At 54.2% G+C, this 18,586-nt stretch carries 13 protein-coding genes; 8 read left to right on the plus strand and 5 right to left on the minus strand.

Annotation, left to right across the window (positions count from 1 at the left end; all coding sequences use genetic code 11):
- Positions 1-155 precede the first annotated feature (155 nt).
- Positions 156-3,950 carry a S6 family peptidase gene (locus EDF78_RS12420; RefSeq protein ID WP_133823191.1) on the plus strand — a complete coding sequence of 1,265 codons (3,795 nt, stop codon included), beginning with the start codon at positions 156-158 and terminating at the stop codon, positions 3,948-3,950.
- A gap of 66 nt (positions 3,951-4,016) precedes the next feature.
- Here EDF78_RS12420 and djlA read toward each other — a convergent pair whose 3' ends face one another.
- On the minus strand, positions 4,017-4,838 hold the full coding sequence (djlA, locus tag EDF78_RS12425; RefSeq protein ID WP_095924623.1) for a co-chaperone DjlA: 822 nt from the start codon (positions 4,836-4,838) through the stop codon (positions 4,017-4,019).
- Between the two features lie 181 nt (positions 4,839-5,019).
- Here djlA and lptD point away from each other — a divergent pair, with 181 nt between their 5' ends.
- The 6 genes from lptD (at position 5,020) to apaH (ending at position 11,830) form a co-directional block, all read left to right on the plus strand.
- Positions 5,020-7,395, plus strand: a complete 2,376-nt coding sequence (gene lptD / locus EDF78_RS12430; protein ID WP_095924622.1) for an LPS assembly protein LptD — start codon at positions 5,020-5,022, stop codon at positions 7,393-7,395.
- 67 nt (positions 7,396-7,462) lie between these two features.
- Entirely contained in the window at positions 7,463-8,758 is a 1,296-nt protein-coding gene (gene surA / locus EDF78_RS12435; protein ID WP_133823192.1) for a peptidylprolyl isomerase SurA, read from the plus strand.
- Entirely contained in the window at positions 8,748-9,755 is a 1,008-nt protein-coding gene (gene pdxA / locus EDF78_RS12440; RefSeq protein WP_133823193.1) for a 4-hydroxythreonine-4-phosphate dehydrogenase PdxA, read from the plus strand. Before surA ends, pdxA begins: the two co-directional genes overlap by 11 nt.
- A 5-nt stretch (positions 9,756-9,760) precedes the next feature.
- Positions 9,761-10,588, plus strand: a complete 828-nt coding sequence (rsmA, locus tag EDF78_RS12445; protein ID WP_095924619.1) for a 16S rRNA (adenine(1518)-N(6)/adenine(1519)-N(6))-dimethyltransferase RsmA — start codon at positions 9,761-9,763, stop codon at positions 10,586-10,588.
- A 4-nt stretch (positions 10,589-10,592) separates the two neighbouring features.
- Positions 10,593-10,970: a Co2+/Mg2+ efflux protein ApaG gene (apaG, locus tag EDF78_RS12450; protein WP_095924618.1), complete on the plus strand. Its 378-nt coding sequence runs from the start codon at positions 10,593-10,595 to the stop codon at positions 10,968-10,970.
- A 5-nt stretch (positions 10,971-10,975) separates the two neighbouring features.
- The gene (gene apaH, locus EDF78_RS12455; RefSeq protein ID WP_131693377.1) at positions 10,976-11,830 is read left to right on the plus strand and encodes a bis(5'-nucleosyl)-tetraphosphatase (symmetrical) ApaH; all 855 of its coding nucleotides are present in this window, start codon (positions 10,976-10,978) and stop codon (positions 11,828-11,830) included.
- A gap of 73 nt (positions 11,831-11,903) precedes the next feature.
- On the opposite strand, the gene folA is transcribed toward apaH, so the two are convergent.
- A complete protein-coding gene (folA, locus tag EDF78_RS12460) occupies positions 11,904-12,389 on the minus strand; it encodes a type 3 dihydrofolate reductase (protein WP_133823194.1) in 486 nt (161 codons plus the stop codon).
- 413 nt (positions 12,390-12,802) lie between these two features.
- Here folA and EDF78_RS12465 point away from each other — a divergent pair, with 413 nt between their 5' ends.
- Positions 12,803-13,417, plus strand: a complete 615-nt coding sequence (locus tag EDF78_RS12465) for a LysE family translocator (RefSeq protein ID WP_095924615.1) — start codon at positions 12,803-12,805, stop codon at positions 13,415-13,417.
- Positions 13,418-13,473: 56 nt separating this feature from the next.
- Here the strand turns inward: EDF78_RS12465 and kefC are convergent, their stop codons facing one another.
- The 3 genes from kefC to EDF78_RS12480 all read right to left on the minus strand — a co-directional run bounded on the left by kefC (position 13,474) and on the right by EDF78_RS12480 (position 18,583).
- Complete coding sequence (kefC, locus tag EDF78_RS12470; protein WP_095924614.1) at positions 13,474-15,327, minus strand: glutathione-regulated potassium-efflux system protein KefC; 1,854 nt, start codon at positions 15,325-15,327, stop codon at positions 13,474-13,476.
- Positions 15,320-15,874 carry a glutathione-regulated potassium-efflux system oxidoreductase KefF gene (gene kefF / locus EDF78_RS12475; protein WP_095925275.1) on the minus strand — a complete coding sequence of 185 codons (555 nt, stop codon included), beginning with the start codon at positions 15,872-15,874 and terminating at the stop codon, positions 15,320-15,322. The genes kefC and kefF overlap by 8 nt, the downstream gene beginning before the upstream one ends.
- Before the next feature lie 117 nt (positions 15,875-15,991).
- Positions 15,992-18,583 carry a glycosyl hydrolase family 18 protein gene (locus tag EDF78_RS12480; RefSeq protein WP_133823195.1) on the minus strand — a complete coding sequence of 864 codons (2,592 nt, stop codon included), beginning with the start codon at positions 18,581-18,583 and terminating at the stop codon, positions 15,992-15,994.
- Positions 18,584-18,586: the final 3 nt, after the last annotated feature.

Raw genomic sequence — 18,586 nt, forward strand, 5'->3', positions numbered from 1 at the left:
TGTATTACATTACCATCGCGTTGTTTTATCAGAATTTACTTTCCCAAAAAATATAATACCCGCTCCTGTTCTTATTTCATGCCCTGTCATTATTACCCGCACGCCTGATAACATCGCTTCCTTTTTTAATTATTTCCACCCTCAGGGAAAATATAATGGCATGGAAACCAAAGCTACTCAGTAGCTTAATTGCATTGGCGATTTTTGACGCCGATGCAGGCATTATGCGCGAGGATGTTGCCGTACAGGATTACCGGGACTTTGCTGAAAATCTGGGCAAATACCTCCCCGGTGAAGAAAACATCGAAGTTTTCAAAATGGATGGCACGTCCGCGGGTATTCTTAATTTCCCTATGCCTGATTTTGGCGCCGTCAACAGCCTAGGATTCGCGACATTAATTTCTCCCTCTTATGTTGCCAGCGTCGCCCATAATACCGGTTATACCTCTGTTGATTTTGGCAATCACGCCAAATACAGAACCACCTATAAATTAATCAGCCGAAACGTTCACCCTGCTTATGAGCAATGGGCTAAAGACTTTCATGTTCCCCGCCTGAATAAAGTAGTGACTGAAGCCGCACCCGTGCCAATGGTGGATACGCAGCAAGTACGTAATAACCCTGAGCGTTATGTTTACTATGCGCGGGTTGGCTCAGGCACGCAGTATCAGGTCGATCCGGTCACCAGGAAACCCGTCTATATCACCGGGGCTTACGATTGGAAAAGCGGCGGCACGATGGTTAATCCCACCTTTGAACCGTCACGTCTGCGCTGGGTAAACTACGGGCCGCCGGACACACGTGCTCAGCCGTTCAGTTCTGCGATACAAGCCGGCGACAGCGGCAGCCCACTGTACGTTTATGATAACCTTGAAAAAGAGTGGAAAATCTATGGTGTCTCACCCTGGATTGGCACAGGGAAGACTGGGTATGAGTACACCAGTTATACGCTGGATATGCAGTTAAATTTCCTCAATCAGGTCATTGCAGAGAATACCGATCCTGATGTGACCGATATCGCCGCCGATGGCGATATCCACTGGGCAGCGGCCGATATTACTCAGGGCGAAAACAGCTGGCAGTGGCACGGTGTGGATACGGAACTCCCTTCTCAGGCCAGCAATGATGAACTCAATGCCTCAAAAGATCTGCGTTTCGCCGGTGATGGCGGCCTGATCGTACTCGACAGCGCGGTCAATCACGGCGCGGCAAAACTGCAATTTTCCAACGATTACCGCGTCGTCTCTGCCGAAGGCGCCGACAGCACCTGGGTGGGCGGCGGGATCGAAGTCGATGCGGGGAAAACCGTTGACTGGGAAGTCAATGGATTAGACGGAGACACCCTGCATAAAATCGGTGAAGGCACGCTGTACGTCAATGCCGTGGGGAATAACGGCGGTGGGCTGAACGTCGGCGACGGGCTGGTGGTGTTGGCCCAGCAGGCCAATGAAGCCGGTGAGCAAAAAGCCTTCTCCAAAGTCACCATTGTCAGCGGTCGCCCGACCGTGCAGATCGGCGGCGAAAACCAGATTGCCGGCAGCGACATTTACTTTGGTTATCGCGGCGGCAATCTGGATCTGAATGGCTATGATATGGCTTTCAGCACAATCAATCACAATGATTCCGGTGCCGCCATTATTAACGGCAATGCAGACCAGCTCAGCACCCTGACGCTGAACAACAGCAGTAACCAGACCTTCGTCGGCCATCTCGGCAGTCAGGAAACGGCGTCGAATTTAAACGTCGATTATGCGCCGGACTCCTCCGCAGGCGTCTGGGAACTGGCGGGCGGTGCCGATCTGAATCAGCTCTCCGTGCAAAATGGCATTATGAGACTCGCCGGTCGTCCGACCCCGCATGCCGGTGACGTCGTGTTCAGCGACGACTGGATTGATGAAACCTACACGATAAACAATGTGGATGTGGCCAGCCGCGCCACCCTGCGCGTGAACGAGCACGCCACGCTGGATGCCAACGTGACGCTCAACGAGCGGGCAAACCTGATGCTGAACAGTAAATCGCATCTGAGCGGCAAGGTGGAACTCGCCGCTGACAGTGTGATTTCTGTCGATCAGACCGACAGCAAGACCACCAGCACCGACGGCAATAATGACGTGGTGATTGACGCCACGATTTCCGGTCACGGCACCCTGAAGAAAATGGCGCCGGGCGCGCTGTACATCAACAGCGAGAATACCTTCACCGGTGACACCCATATCTACAGCGGCGCGCTGATCCTCAACGGCTCCCTTGCCTCCACCGTCACGATGGAGAAAAACACCGTTCTGGCCGGTAACAACACCGTCGCCGATCTCATCCTGAAAGATGACGTGCAGCTTCTGCCGCACTGGCCAGCCGAAAACGAGAGCGAGAGCGACACCTTTGTTGCGGCCACGCAAACCGTTAACGGCACCCTGGCGGCGGGCAGCAATAACCTGCTCAGCCTGCGCACGCATTTCGACCCGGCGTTCACACAAACCGACAAGCTGCTGATCAACGGCGACATGGTTTCCTCCGGGCCGGTGACTGTTCAGGTCACGCCGTCAGGGGCGGGTTTCTTCACCGATACGGATAACGATGGCGCGGCGGATAATCAGGAAGGCGTGTCGCTGATCCAGGTGGCCGGTAAGGCAACCAAAGACAGCTTCAGACTGGCGGGCGAGTACGTGGCGCGCGGCGCTTACGCCTATAACCTGTATGCCTTTGCACCGGGGCGCAGCTCTGAAGAACAGCGTGACGTGGCGGGCAGCGGCGATCAGTTCTGGGATTACCGTCTGCAAAACAACATGCTGACCGAAGGCGACAATACGGTGCCGGTCGATAACACGCCGGTTCCGCCAGAACCGACGCCGGATGATGAAGACGATGGCGGGGACGACGATACGCCGGTTCCTGAGCCAACGCCGGATGACGGTGACGATACGCCGGATGAAGGCGATGACACACCGGTTCCGCCGGCACCGACGCCAGATGATGACAGCGGGAAAAATGCACGTCCGGCCGTCACGCCGCAGGTGCCTTCTTATCTGTCCCTGCCTTCGGCCCTGCTGAGCTACAACAGCCGCGTCAGTGAAACCTTCCGCAATCAGGTGCTGGCGCAGGATGATAAGAAACTGAATATCTTCTTCCAGTATCTCAACGGGGAAGATAACTATCATTCATCACTCGGCTTTATGAATTATGGCTACGACTACACCCAGAAAGAAGAAGGCTGGCTGTTCGGTGCCAAAGTGATGCAACTGGGGAATGACACCCATTCGCTGGGCCTGAGCCTCGGCCTGTCCAGCGCCAATCTGGATGTCACGCCGGATGCCGCCGACGGCAACAGCAAAACGCAATACACCACCTGGGGACTCTCTTCGCTGCTGTCGTATCAGTACGTGAGCGGTCTGACGGTGGATGTGGCGTCCGACGTCGCCATCTACGACGGCAATGTGTCGACCGACCTGCGCGGCAGTGAAGTCGCGGACATCAGCGCGACCTCCTTCGGTGGCTCTGTGGATGTGGGCTATAAAATCAAAGCGGGAAATCATGAATTCACGCCTTTAGCCGGTCTGGGTATTCAGCGCCTGCAGGTGGATGATTTCACTGATATCGATAATACGACCGTGCATTACGACGATATCACCCGTCCGACCGCCCGCCTGGGGCTGCGTTACCGCTATGACTGGGATACCGCAAGTACCGGTAAATGGGCGGTGACGGCAAATACGCTGTTCATTAAAGACCTGAGTGATGACGCTGCGGTAGATATCGGTGACAGCTACAGCAACGTCAGCAACAGCTTCCGCAGCGGTGCGACCGGCAGTTCCGGCATGATTGATCTGGGGATTATCAATAACCCGACGCCGAACGTGTCACTGAACACCGGCGTGCAGTATCAGCACAGAATTGAAGATGAAGGGGTTGATTACTGGCAGGCCGTCGCAGGCGTGAAGGTGAGCTTCTGATCACTGACTGATTATGAAGCGATAAATAAAAGGCGTCCTGCAACGGACGCCTTTTTTATAACGATGTTATTTAAAACCTTTCTCGCGTTTGATCAGGTCATACGCGGCCTGAATCGCCTGCGCTTTCTCTTTAGCCATTTCCATCATTTCCGGTGGTAAACCTTTCGCCACCAGTTTATCCGGATGGTGTTCGCCCATCAGCTTGCGATAGGCGCGCTTAATGGTGGTCGCATCATCGGTGGCGCTGACGCCCAGCACTTTACAGGCGTCGGCCAGTGTCGGCCCCTGCTGTGTCCGGTGATAACCGCCGCCATAGGAATGACCGCCCTGCTGACTGCCGCCGAACTGCTGTCCGCCTTCCATCATGCGCAGGAACTGATCGAACTGCATGCGGGAAATCCCCAGTTCTTCAGCAATCACATACAGCACTTCACGCTCATTGGGATGCAATGAACCGTCGGCGTACGCGGCCTGGATCTGAATTTCCAGAAAAGTCCGTATCAGGTCGAAACGACCAAAACACGCACTGCGCAGTTCACGCATTTTTTCCCGCAAAGGATAATTCGCTTCTTTGCCATCGCGGAAGGCACGCTGCGCGGCTTCACGCTGTTCGCCGTGCAACTGCATACGTTCCATGTAAAGACTGGCGATCTGAATATCCGCCTCGGTAACTCTGCCTTTTGATTTAGTCAGATTCCCCATCACTTCAAACGTGGTGCGGAAAAAGATGGTTTGACGTGTCTGTTGATCGGCAAAATAGCCCCGGCGTTTCGCGGAACGCGCGGTGTCAAACATGTGCCCTATCAACAGCCCTGAAACAATTCCCCAGAAGCCTAAACCAGACCATAAGCCCAGGATAAGTCCGAGCAGTTTTCCCCAATACTGCATATACTCCTCAATTCGCCATGCCGTCGCTGAAAAATTGCTTTATCATAACCGGCATTTATCGTTGTGCCTAACGGCGGCAACGTAACCGGTGGGATTTAACACTAGCGCAACCATGATGAGTGAGATAGTCTCTGACCGTTTGCCGGCATGATGCCTCTGATGACGGAACACCATTTTACGTATGAAAAACAGACGTCTGAAAACACGCTTACCGACAATGCTGGCCGCCACAATCTGGTCAGTATTGTACAGTCACGGCGCAATGGCCGACCTTGCAGCGCAATGTATGCTCGGCGTTCCGACCTATGACAAACCTCTGGTGCAGGGTGATCCTAATTCACTGCCTGTCACCATCAACGCCGATAAGGCGACCGGCAACTATCCTGACAGCGCACTGTTCAGCGGCAACGTCAATGTTGTCCAGGGAAACAGCACGCTGGATGCCGATCAGGTTCAGCTCAATCAAATCGCCAATCCCAATCAGCCGACACCTACCCGTACCGCCACGGCGACCGGGAACGTGCGTTATAACGATAACCAGATCAAGCTGAATGGCCCGAAAGGCTTTGCCAACCTGACCACCAAAGATACCGATGTGCAGGACGGTACCTATCAGATGGTAGGACGTCAGGGTCGTGGTGATGCTGACAAGATGAAGCAGCGTGACAACAACCGCTACACCATCATGGACAACGGCACCTTTACCACCTGTCTGCCGGGTGATAACAGCTGGAGCGTTGTCGGCTCAGAAGTGATCCAGGACCGTCAGGAAGAAGTGGCGGAAATCTGGAACGCCCGCTTCCACATCGGCCCGGTGCCGGTGTTTTACAGCCCGTATATGCAGTTACCTATTGGTGACCGCCGCCGTTCCGGTTTCCTGATCCCGAACGCCAAATACAGCAGCAATAACGGTTTCGGGGCCACCGTTCCGTTTTACTGGAACATCGCGCCAAACTACGACGCCACCATTACTCCGAACTACATGAGTACCCGTGGTCTGCAATTGCAGAATGAATTCCGTTATCTGACTGTGGCCGGTGCCGGTCTGATGGAGTTCGATTATCTGGGTAACGATAAGAAAATCGATCAGCAGTTTGTGGATGATGAAAACCGCACCAGCGATAACACCAAACGCTGGATGTACTACTGGCGTCATGCCGGTGTCTACGACAAGGTGTGGCGTTTCAACGTTGACTATACCAAGGTCAGCGACCCGTATTACTTCACCGATTTCGATTCCACCTACGGTTCCAGTACGGACGGCTACGCCACGCAGAAATTCAGCGTGGGTTACGCCAATGAGAACTGGGATGTCACGCTGGCCAGTAAACAGTTCCAGGTGTTCTCGAACGCCGGTAACCAGAACGCCTATCGTGCGCAGCCACAGCTGGACATCAACTATTACAAAAATGACCTGGGTCCGTTCGACCTGCACCTTTATGGTCAGGCGGTGAAATTCACCAGCGTTAACCCGGATAACCCGGAAGCGGTGCGTACGCACTTCGAACCGACGCTCAGCCTGCCGCTCAGTAACGGGTGGGGAAGTCTGGATAACGAAGTGAAGCTGATGGCGACCCACTATCAGCAGGATATTCCTGACAATTATTACGAGGATAATCCGGACACCAAACTGCGTTCCTCCGTGAACCGTGTGATGCCTGAGTTTAAAAGTGACGGCAAAATGGTCTTCGACCGGTCAATGGACTGGAACGCAGACTATACCCAGACGCTCGAACCACGCGTGCAATACCTGTACATCCCGTACCGTAACCAGAGCTCGATCAATACCTATGACTCGACCCTGTTGCAGTCCGACTATACCGGTCTGTTCCGTGATAAGAGTTACAGTGGCCTTGACCGTATCGCCTCAGCGAATCAGGTGGCCGGTGGTTTAACCACCCGTATTTACGACGACAATCTGGAAGAACGCTTTAACGCCTCGGCCGGTCAGATTTATTACTTCCAGCCGCCGCGTACCGGCGATCAGGATAGCGTGCTGGATAAAAATGATGACACAGGCAGCCTGGTGTGGGCCGGTGACACCTACTACAAAATCGATAATTTCTGGGGCATCCGTGGCGGTATTCAATACGATACCCGTCTCGATGCGGTGTCCCTGGGTGATGCGGTGCTTGAGTACCGTGCTGACTCAGAGAAAATGATCCAGCTGAGTTATCGTTACGCCAGCCCGGAATATATCCAGGCGACATTGCCAAGCGTCAGACATCCGGGTTATCAGGACGGTATCTCTCAGGTCGGCGGTATCGCCAGCTGGCCGATTGCTGACCGCTGGGCCATTGTCGGTGCCTATTATTACGATACCAAAGCACAGCAACCGGCTGACCAGCTGATTGGTCTGCAATACAACACCTGCTGTTGGGCTATCAATGTTGGCTATGAACGTAAGATCACCAACTACGATTCTGTGAAGTCAGAAAGTAAGTATGACAATAAGATTGGATTCAATATTGAACTTAGAGGCCTTGGGAACAATCAAACCCTCGGAACGAAAGAAATGTTGGCCAGCGGCATACTGCCTTATCAACGCGCTTTCTAGACCCGACGACAATTTAAACTCAGTGAACTTGAAACCCGCGCTTGCGGATTAGACAAATGGAAAAAGTATGAAGAACTGGAGAACACTTCTCCTCGGCGTGACGCTTTGTGCCAGCACTGCGTTTGCAGCCCCTCAGGAAGTTGATAAAGTTGCTGCCGTCGTGAACAACGGCGTGGTGCTGCAAAGTGACGTAGACAGTCTGTTTAATTCCGTGAAACAGCAGGCTCAGCAGGCTAAACAACAGCTGCCGGATGATGCGACATTACGTCACCAGATCCTTGACCGTCTGATCATGGATCAAATCCAGTTACAGATGGCCAGCCGTATGGGCATCACCCCGACCGATCAGGATGTGGATAAAGCCATTGCCGGTATCGCACAGCAAAACAACATCTCTGTTGATCAGCTGCGCAGCCGTCTGGCTTACGACGGCATGAACTACAACACTTACCGCGCTCAGATCCGCAAGGAAATGATCATCAGCGAAGTGCGTAACAGCGAAGTCCGTCGTCGCGTCACCATTTTGCCACAGGAAGTGGATCAGCTGTCTAAACAGGTCGCGGCACAAAACGGCGGCAGTGCTGAATTCAACCTCAGCCACATTCTGTTGCCATTGCCGGAAAACCCGACGCAGGATCAGGTTGATGCTGCGGAAGAACTGGCGAAGAAAATCGTGACCGATCTGAACAACGGTGCGGATTTCGGCAAGCTGGCCATCACCTACTCTGCCGATTCCCAGGCGCTGAAAGGCGGCAACATGGGTTGGGGCAAATTGCAGGAACTGCCTTCCCTGTTTGCGCAGGCATTAAGCACCGCGCAGAAAGGTCAGGTTATCGGCCCGATCCGCTCAGGTGTGGGTTTCCACATCCTGAAAGTGAATGATATCCGTGGCGATAACAAAACCGTTTCGGTGACTGAAGTGCATGCCCGTCACATCCTGCTGAAACCGTCTGTCGTCATGACCGATGCGCAGGCGCGTGCAAAACTTGAACAGGTTGCAGCGGATATTAAGAGCGGCAAAGCCACCTTCGCGGATGAAGCGAAACAGCTTTCTCAGGATCCGGGTTCTGCCAATCAGGGCGGCGATTTAGGTTGGGCGTCTCCGGACATGTACGATCCGGCGTTCCGCGATGCGTTGATGAACCTGAAAAAAGGTGAAATGAGCGCGCCGGTTCACTCGTCGTTCGGCTGGCATTTGATTGAGCTGATGGATACCCGTCAGGTTGATAAAACCGATGCTGCTCAGAAAGAACGTGCTTACCGCATGCTGTTCAACCGTAAATTTGCAGAAGAAGCGCAGACCTGGATGCAGGAACAACGTGCTGAAGCTTATGTGAAAATTATGGATGGTAATGGAAAATAATACTTCCGTGACAAAATCTGTGGTCATCACCCCCGGCGAGCCAGCCGGGGTTGGGCCGGATCTGGTACTGGCGCTGGCTCAGCAGGCATGGCCTGTTGAGTTAGTGGTATGTGCCGATCCGGCCTTACTGCTTGAACGGGCCGCTAAACTGGGTCTGACGATCCGCCTGCGCGATTATCAGCCAGGCAGACCGGCCGAGCCTCAGGCCGCCGGAACATTGACGGTATTACCCGTTAAGCTCGCCGCTCCGGTCACCGCCGGACAACTCGATGTCGCCAATGCCCCTTATGTGGTAGAAACGCTGGCGCGAGCCTGCGACGGTGCCATTAACGGCGAGTTCGCGGCGCTGATCACCGGTCCGGTTCAAAAAAGCATTATCAATGATGCTGGCATTCCCTTCATCGGCCATACCGAATTCTTTGCTGACCGCAGCCATTGCGACCGTGTTGTGATGATGCTGGCGACAGAGGAATTACGTGTGGCGCTGGCGACCACGCACCTGCCTTTACTGGCCGTGCCGGGTGCGATTACGCGCCAGTGCCTGCATGAAGTGATCACCATTTTGCATCATGATCTGAAAACGAAATTTGGTATTACCGAGCCGCAAATTTATGTGTGTGGTCTGAATCCACATGCGGGCGAAGGTGGCCACATGGGGCACGAAGAGATCGACATTATCATTCCTGCACTGGACGAACTGCGCCAGCAAGGGATAAATCTCATCGGCCCGCTGCCCGCTGATACGTTATTCCAGCCTAAATATCTGCAACATGCCGATGCTGTTTTATCGATGTATCACGATCAGGGCCTTCCGGTGCTAAAATATCAGGGATTCGGTCGCGCAGTGAATATCACGCTTGGCCTGCCTTTTATCCGGACTTCCGTTGATCACGGTACCGCCCTTGAACTCGCCGCTACCGGCACCGCTGATGCGGGCAGTTTCAAGACAGCAATAAATCTCGCCATCCACATGGCAAATAACAGCAACGATAAATAACAACAATGAATAGTAGAGTCCACCAAGGTCACTTTGCCCGTAAACGTTTTGGGCAAAACTTCTTAACCGATCAGTTTGTTATCGACAGCATCGTATCGGCCATTCACCCTATGCCGGGCGAAGCTGTGGTTGAAATCGGTCCGGGTCTGGCGGCATTAACTGAGCCGGTCGCTTCACGTCTGGACAGCATGACGGTGATCGAACTCGACCGCGATCTGGCTACGCGCCTGGAAAATAATCCTAAGTTTCAGGGCAAGCTGCGCGTCATCCAGTCCGATGCAATGAAAATCAATTTCGGCGAACTGTCTGAAGAACTCGGCCAGCCACTGCGCGTTTTTGGTAACCTGCCGTACAACATTTCTACGCCGCTGATGTTCCACCTGTTCACCTATACCAACGCCATCAAAGACATGCACTTTATGTTGCAGAAGGAAGTGGTTAATCGTCTGGTTGCAGGCCCGAACAGCAAAGCGTATGGTCGTTTAACGGTGATGGCGCAATATTACTGTAACGTGATCCCGGTGCTGGAAGTGCCACCTGAATCCTTTACACCGGCGCCTAAAGTCGAATCCGCCGTGGTGCGTTTAGTGCCGCATGAAGTGATCCCGTATCCGGTACCGGATATTCGCATTCTGAGCCGCCTGACGACTGACGCCTTTAACCAGCGTCGTAAAACCGTGCGCAACAGCCTCGGCCACCTGTTCACTCCGGAACAAATGACCGAACTGGGCTTAGATCTCAGCATGCGTGCTGAAAATATTTCTGTAGAGCAATTCTGTAAACTGGCTAACTGGTTATCCACACGACCTAAGAATCCGGAACCTCAGGAGTAGCGTTATGCTTAATTCGCCCCGTGTTTGTGTTCAGGTGCAAAGTATCTACGTTGAGTCACAGTCGATACCGGAAGAAGAACGCTTTGTCTTCGCTTACACCATTACCATCCGCAATCTGGGGCGTTTTAACGTGCAACTGCTGCGTCGTTACTGGTTGATCACCAACAGTAATGGCCGCCAGACTGAAGTCCAGGGTGAAGGGGTCATCGGCGAACAGCCGCTGATCCTGCCTGGCAATGAATTTCACTATACCAGTGGCGCGATTTTAGAAACGCCGCTGGGCACGATGGAAGGCCATTATGAAATGGTCGCACAAGACGGTGAATCCTTCCGTGTGCCGGTTCCGGTCTTCCGCCTCGCCATCCCTACGCTGATCAATTAATCCTCATGTCGACATATCTTATTGGTGACGTTCACGGTTGCATCGATGAACTCAAGGCGCTATTGGCGCAGGTGGATTTTAATCCGCAACATGACGTGCTCTGGCTGACCGGCGATCTGGTCGCAAGAGGGCCGTCCTCTCTCGAAGTGCTGCGGTTTGTCAGCGGCCTGGGCGACGCCGTGCGTATGGTGTTGGGTAATCACGATCTGCATTTACTGGCCGTGTACGCTGGCATCAGTTTCAACAAGCCGAAAGATCGCATCACGCCTCTGCTTGAAGCCGGGGATGCGGATGAGCTGATCAACTGGTTGCGCCGTCAGCCGGTGTTGCAGGTAGACGAGGAACTGAAGCTGGTCATGGCGCACGCCGGGATCACGCCTCAGTGGGATCTTGAAACGGCGCAGATGTGCGCCCGTGAAGTGGAATCCGTGCTGAGCAGCGACACCTATCCGCTGTTTCTGGATGCAATGTACGGCGATATGCCGAACAACTGGCATCCTGAACTGACCGGTCTGGCACGTTTGCGTTTCAGCACCAATGCCTTCACGCGCATGCGTTACTGTTTCCCGAACGGTCAGCTGGATATGATCTGCAAAGATGTGCCGGAAAATGCGCCGAAACCGCTGAAACCCTGGTTTGATATTCCGGGTCCGTTGCAGGAAGCGGGCTACAGTATCGCTTTCGGACACTGGGCCTCGCTGGAAGGAAAAGGGGCGCCGGAAGGCATTTATGCGCTGGATACCGGCTGCTGCTGGGGCGGTGATCTGACGATGTTGCGCTGGGAAGACAAAACCTATTTCACTCAGCCTTCAAACCGCCAGAGCGAAAAAGAACACGCTGAGATCCCGAAAGCGATTTAACCCCCTCGCTGTTCCTCAGAAAGCAAAAAGGCACCGTGACAGGTGCCTTTTTCTGTTTTACGCGATCCTGAAATCAGACGCGACGATCGAGGATTTCGAAGCAATAACCGTGTGAGTTTTGCTCATCCGCATCGTGGAATTCGCTGAAGGTGCTTTCCCAGTCATCCGGCTCGTAGTCAGGGAAATGCGTGTCCCCTTCCACTTCCGCATCAATGTGGGTCAGATACAGACGGTTGGCTTTTGGCAGTAACTGCTCGTAAACCCGTCCCCCGCCCATCACCATCACTTCTTCGACATCACCGGCAGTCGCCAGTGCAGCGTCAACAGAGGTTACCCAGGTCACGCCGTCATGCTCACCAGGGTTTGAACTGATGATGATATTCAGCCGGCCAGGCAAAGGGCGTCCGATTGACTCAAACGTCTTGCGTCCCATGATGACAGGTTTGTTGAGCGTATTACGCTTAAACCAGGCCAGATCACCAGGTAAATGCCAAGGCATAGCGTTTTCCATGCCAATAACGCGATCGGTCGCCAGTGCGGCGATCAGGCTAATAATCATTGTGAAGCCCTGTGTAGATAAGGAATTTGTGCGTGACCCCAAAAAAGAGCTGCCACTATACGGAAAGCCCCATCAGCCGTCGATAGGAAGACTCACGCTTTACAAAGATATAAGAGAGCAATGACCTGTGCGGGATATTCCCCCTCAAAAGCACCAGCCCATCCGCCAAATCACGGTCATAAACCGGCAGTATTGCGGATAATTCAGAGGATCACTCTGCTTGCACTCACCGGCTTTTGCATTGTCACTCCGCGATGTACAACGGGGCTTACACGCCGGGGCGATAACGGTACAGCCACGCGAAAGATCAGTATAGCTGCCTGCAAAAAAAGCCCTAAGAGTGATTTAACTTACGGAGGATTGGCGTATCATGCCGCCTTCTTTTGTTCTGAACATTGACGACGGTTATTTTCATGCTTGAAACCACCCTTTTTGTTGCCAGTATCGCCTTCCTCGGCATGCTCTCTCCCGGCCCTGATTTCTTTCTGGTGATCAAAAATGCGGCCCGCTATCCGCGTATCGCGGCACTGATGACTTCGCTGGGTGTGATTTGTGGCGTGATCACGCACATGTCTTACTGCGTGGCGGGTCTGGCGGTGGTGATCACCACCACACCGTGGTTATTCGATTTGCTGAAATATGTCGGCGCGGCCTATCTGATCTGGGTGGGGATTCAGGCGTTGTTCTCACGCAGCAACAGCAAGATGAACCTTGATGGTCTGGAACCTCAGCAGGTGAAACTGCGCACCGCGTTTGTGCAGGGTTATCTGTGCAACCTGCTGAATCCCAAGGCGACGTTGTTTTTCCTGGCGATGTTCACACAGGTCTTGCAGATCAATTCCACCTTCGGTGAGAAACTGTGGTACGCCTCGATTATCGTCGGATTGTCGGTCATCTGGTGGCCGTCGCTGGCATTGCTGATCCAAAGCCCGCCGGTGCGCCGCGGTCTGGCGAAAGCACAGAAACTGATTGATAAACTGCTGGGCGGGGTATTGATTGGGCTGGGCATTAAAGTCGCCCTGAGCTGATATCCGGAAGAAAAAAACCGGTGCATCAGGCACCGGTTTTCTGTTTTTACGCGTCTTTATCCCTTCGCCTCAATCACCTCTTTTTCCGGCGCTTTTCCGTCAATACTGCCGCGCCAGCCCTGCTGCTGACCGGAAGCCAGACGTTCCTGATCCTGCTCAATGGCGGCTGTCAGCATATCTTTCGCACGCTGCATGCTGGCGATACGGAACTCGGTATCTTCGTAATTCTCGATCGTCGCTTCCAGCATTTTCAGGTTATAGCGGCGGAACAGATCGGCTTTCTCGCGGGCTTCATAGGCATCCAGCCCCAGCGCTTCCAGCACATCGCGGCCCACGCGCAGCGAGCCTTCAAACAGTTCACGTTCCGGCGCTTCCACGCCCAGCTGACGCAACTGATACCAGTGATCGACATCGCGGGCACGGGCAATGATTTTCAGGTTCGGGAAATGTTCTTTCGCCAGTGCGGTCAGCTGAAGGTTCGCCTCCACATCGTCGATGGCGTTAATCAGTACTTTGGCCTGCGCGGCACCAGCCGACTCCAGCAAGTCCACCCGGGTGGCATCGCCGTAAAAGACTTTAGTGCCAAACTTACGCAGCGTTTCAATATGGTCCGGGTCGTGATCCAGTACCACGGTGTGCACATTGTTCGCCAGCAACAAACGACCGGCAATCTGACCAAAACGTCCGAAACCGGCGATAATCACCTGCGCGTTTTCATCATCAATGGTGTCATGCGGACGGTCATCTTTCGGTGCATTACGTTCAAGCCGTGCGGATACCACCAGCAATAATGGCGTGACGGCCATTGACAGCGCCACGGCCAGCGTCAGGGCTTTCGACCATTCCACCGGCAATACGCCCGCCATTTGCGCCGTGCTGAAAATCACAAATGCAAACTCACTGCCCTGCCCGATCAGGATGGCAAACAGGCCGCGCTGCTTTTTCGGCACACCCAGCCACGGCGCAACCAGCCACAGCAAAGCGGCTTTCAGCGCCATAAATCCGACCAGCAACGTGGCGATCAGCAACGGCTGATGGACCAGCGTGCCGAAGTCGATCGACATACCGACACCGATAAAGAACAAGCCGAGCAGCAGACCTTTGAACGGCTGGATATCGCTTTCCAGCGCGTGACGGTATTCAGAGCTTGCCAGCAATACGCCCGCCAGAAACGCGCCCATCGCCATCGACATGCCTGCCATTTCCAGCAAAATGCCGAAACCGAAAACCAGAAACAGCGCGACGGCACTGAACACTTCGCGCATACCGGAGCGGGCGACAAAGTGCAGCAAGGGCCGCGTGACATAGCGTCCGAGCAGGATAACCAGCACCAGTGCACCGGCCACTTTTGCAGCTGACAAACCAAAGCTCATCAGCGTTGTCGCTTCACCGGTGCTCGCCAGTAAAGGGATCATCGCCACCAGCGGGATCGCGGCGATATCCTGGAACAGCAACACGGCGAACGAACTGCGGCCAATCGGTGAAGGCGTCAGGCTGCGCTCACTCATCGCCTGCATGGCAATCGCCGTGGAAGACAGCGCCAGCGTCAGACCAATCAGCAGCGCAATTTTCCAGTCCAGTCCGAGGAAATAACAGAACACGCTGAGCACCACGCCGCAGCCAACCATCTGAATGCTGCCGCCGCCAAAGACCGAGGCCCGCATCGTCCACAGCCGTTTAGGATCCAGCTCCAGCCCGATGACAAACAGCATCAGCACCACACCGATTTCGGCAAAGGTCAGAATCGACTCCGCGTCGGAGACCAGTTTCAGCCCCCACGGCCCGATAATGCAGCCCGCAATCAGGTAACCGAGCACCGACCCCAGTCCCAGGCGCACAGCAATCGGCACAAACAGCGCCGCCGAGCCGAGATAAATCAGCCCTTCAATCATCAGGTTATGATTATCCAAGACTCACCTCCGGCGGACAGCCTTCTTTCAGGCTGAGACAGGCGGTCAGACGGCGGCGGTATTCTTCGCCCGCCGCTTTCAGCGCTGCCTCATCGCAAATAAACGTATTGTGCACAGCGAAATATGGCAGCCAGTGCATACCGCAATAAATGGCTGTCGCCTGTAACGGCTGCGCCAGCACGTCAAAATCAGGGTGATCGCCCAGCTCAAAATGATGCTCGTTACCGCCCGTGGTCACCGCCCACAGACAATGTTTGCCGTTGAGCGCGTTGCCTTCATGGCCGTACGCCCAGCCGTGTTCGAGCACTTTGTCGATCCACAGTTTCATCAGCGGCGGCAGGCTGTACCACTGGATTGGATGCTGAAAAACCACCAAATCCGCGCGTTCAACCGCTTTCTGTTCAGCGGCGATGTCGATATTGAAATCGGGATAGAGGTCGTAGAGCGAACGCACTTCGACGTTGGGCAGATCACTGACTGCCGACAACAGCCCCTGATTGGCTCTTGAATGACGCGGATAAGGATGGGCGTAAATTATTAAAATCATCAGTGAACTCATATCGACAGAATATGGATTCATCATAAAGTATTTTTAACATTAATAACTGCCGTAAATACGATGAAAAACAGGGCCATCTGGCCCTGTTGATTTATCGCGCAGGATTTACGGACAACTGATTGCTCCGAGATCCAGCCAGTTGTCACCGGCAACCGGCGTAACGCCTTGTGTCCAGACTTTCGCTTTCCAGTTATGGCCGCCAGAGGTGGCCATTTCGCCCTGCAGGTAGGTCGCCGCATTGTCGTAAGGAAGCGTGACATTGCTGACCAGTTGCCACTGATCGCTGCTGCGTAAAGGTGGATTGTTTTGCGTCCAGTATTTTGCTTTCCATATCAGCTGGTTATAGCTCACCGCATCGCCCGTATTATAGATTTTGCTGCTGACCCAGGCAGGCACGCTTGCAGCAGCCGGGTCCGTTGTCACGCCACATCCGCCGGAACTTTCCGGGATAACCGTCAGCTGTAAGCTGGCCGTGGCGGATGATTTTCCGTCGCTGACCACCACACTGACCGGATATACCGTGCTGCTGGTGACCGCGGGTGCCGTGATGTTGATGGAACTGGCAGTGAGCGAGCTGGCGCTCAGACCGGCGGGCAGCGTCCACTGATAGGTTAACGGATCACTGTTGGCATCCGTCGCCTGCGCCACCAGCGCGAAGGTGTTCCCCGCCGTCACGGTCATGGCCGCTGGCAACGTCACTACCGGCGGCTGATTCGCCTGCACTGCGGAGTTTGTCACCTGAACCTGCGCGGTGGCACTCAGCCCCTGCGGGTCGGTGACTTTAAGCTGGAATACCCAGACCTGATCCTGCGTGGTGCTGAGCACACTAAACTGCGCCTTGGCTTTATCGGCATTGGTCAGCGTCACGGCCGGGCCGGAAACTTTGCTCCACAGATAGGTCAGCGCGCCATTTTCCGGATCACGGGAAGCCGTGCCATCAAGCGTCACGCTAACCGGGCCGGTCACATTCTGATTTGTCCCGGCGTTCGCCAGTGGTGCAAGATTCGTCGAACCGCCGCCGCTGCCGTCCCCTAAACCTTCGTGCATGGCATTTAAAATATCGCCGTTATCCGCATCGATTTCCCATGCGAACAGGCCACCGAGCTGATTCGCAAGCACATATTTCCCTTTGGCAATCACGGAACGGGTGTCGTCATAAGTGATCAGATCGCCGGTGGATGGCTTCCATAAATACGGCGCTTCAGCGGCCGCATCATAGTTGTACTGCCAGTCACTGCTGGCTTTAAGTTTCGCCACCTGACGGTAATCGAGAATGCCATTCTCCCAGGTTCCGGCGGTCGGACCGGTGGCCGTGCCGGTGAACGGGTCATTATTTTGCATATTCTTAACGCCCGTCCAGCCGCGCCCGTACATGGCCGCGCCCACCACAATTTTGCCCGGTGTCACGCCCTGAGTTAACAAAACCTGAACGCCGTGATCGGTGGTGTAATCGGTATCGGGTTTCGAGGCGGAGCCATACAGTGCGGTCTGGTGTCCCAGCGTTGTCAGGGAGAAAGCACCATAGAAGTCGTAGCTCATCAGAAATATATGATCCATATACTGCTGCGCGGCGCTGTAATCGACGTTATCAATTTTGTCCCGACCGGCGCTGATCGCCGAACTCAGTTCGTAGGTTTTCCCGGTTTGGGCAGATAACTCATTGAGCATCGTCCGCAGATCTTTCATCAGCTGCACATAAGTCTCGCCATCCGCCGTGCTGCCCAGTGCCGGGTTCTCACCGCCACCGCCCGGGAATTCCCAGTCAATATCCACCCCGTCGAAGAACTTCCAGGTTTGCAGGAATTCTTTCACCGAGGCCACAAAAACGTCGCGCTTAGCTTTGTCTTTCATGAAATAGAACGGGTCAGAGAGCGTCCAGCCACCGATCGAAGGAACAATTTTCAGGTTGGGATAGGCCTTTTTCAGCGCCATCATCTGACCGAAATTGCCTTTATAAGGCGCAGAATATTCACTGACACCCTGCTGAGGCATTTGTACCGCAGCCCAGGGATCGTGGATCGCCACTTTAAAGTCCTGGCGTCCGGCACAGGCACGTTGCAAAGCCTGAAAACTGCCCTCGATGCTTTTTAAACTGTCGTTAATGCCGTCACCGCCGCAAATTGGCGTGAAGCCGTACAGGATGTGCGTCAGATTCTGTGCAGGAATTTTATCGACCGGGAATCCGCGCCCGTAAACACCCCACTCAACAAAATAGGCGCCCACGACTTTGCCGGATTTGTTGTTATACGGCTGGTTGTTTTCTTTCAGCGTGCTGGTCAAAGGCAATAAATGGCTGCCGTCGGTATCCGCCACCACAATTTGCTTGGCATCGCTGGTGGTACAGCCTTCGCTGTTACATAAGGCGACCTGTAACTGATAACGCCCGCCTTTATTGACAGCAAACGTGGCGCTGCCTGTCGCGCCGGAGGGGCCGCTCCAGACCTGCGCACCATTGAGTAAAACTTTGGCCGTCTGGCCCGCGTCGCCGGTCCATAAATTCCAGGTGACCGTCACATCCGCCGCATTTTTTACCGTCACCAGCTGGTTATAGGCTGAGGCAGACTGATTGATATCAACGATTGCAAAGGTGGTTTCATCCGCGCCAAGGGTCGGCTTTCCGGGCAGTGCCGCCTGTGATACCGGCGCAAGAACCGCGCCGATAAGTAACGCCAGAAGGGTAACAGGTGTTTTGTACATGTG

Source organism: Rahnella sp. BIGb0236, from assembly GCF_004364755.1.
Taxonomy (GTDB): Bacteria; Pseudomonadota; Gammaproteobacteria; order Enterobacterales; family Enterobacteriaceae; genus Rahnella; species Rahnella victoriana.